2 tRNA genes and 1 rRNA gene are annotated in these 551 nt (G+C 46.3%); all 3 read left to right on the forward strand.

The features are described from left to right. Window positions 1–82: ribosomal RNA gene (locus DYE48_RS20935) — 16S ribosomal RNA — on the forward strand; the annotation flags it as partial. An 85-nt stretch (window positions 83–167) separates the two neighbouring features. Continuing rightward, window positions 168–244: transfer RNA gene (locus DYE48_RS20940), tRNA-Ile, on the forward strand. Window positions 245–252: 8 nt separating this feature from the next. Continuing rightward, window positions 253–328 (forward strand) — tRNA-Ala (locus DYE48_RS20945). Window positions 329–551 lie beyond the last annotated feature (223 nt).

Genomic DNA, 551 nt, shown 5'->3' on the forward strand with positions numbered 1-551 from the left:
GCCGCCGAAGGTGGGGCCAATGATTGGGGTGAAGTCGTAACAAGGTAGCCGTATCGGAAGGTGCGGCTGGATCACCTCCTTTCTAAGGATATAACGGAAACGTACTGTGTTGGTTGTTCAGTTTTGAAAGATCAAACTATGAAAATATGATCTTCCTTCAATTGGATGGGCCTGTAGCTCAGTTGGTTAGAGCGCACGCCTGATAAGCGTGAGGTCGGTGGTTCAAGTCCACTCAGGCCCACCATTCAAAAAGGGGCCTTAGCTCAGCTGGGAGAGCGCCTGCTTTGCACGCAGGAGGTCAGCGGTTCGATCCCGCTAGGCTCCACCATTTAAATGTTACATCAAACACAAGAATCTATTTTGTGTTTTATATTCAACCCTGAATAAGGGCGTGAACCTTGAAAACTGGATAAGGAATCATTGTTTTCATCTAACGATGAGACAATTGATGACAAGACATCTAATTGAAATTGTAAACGTCTTTTCACGAAGATAGTTAAGTGAATAAGGGCGCACGGTGGATGCCTTGGTACTAGGAGCCGATGAAGGAC

The organism is Halobacillus trueperi (assembly GCF_003386945.1).
GTDB classification, from domain to species: Bacteria; Bacillota; Bacilli; order Bacillales; family Halobacillaceae; genus Halobacillus; species Halobacillus aidingensis.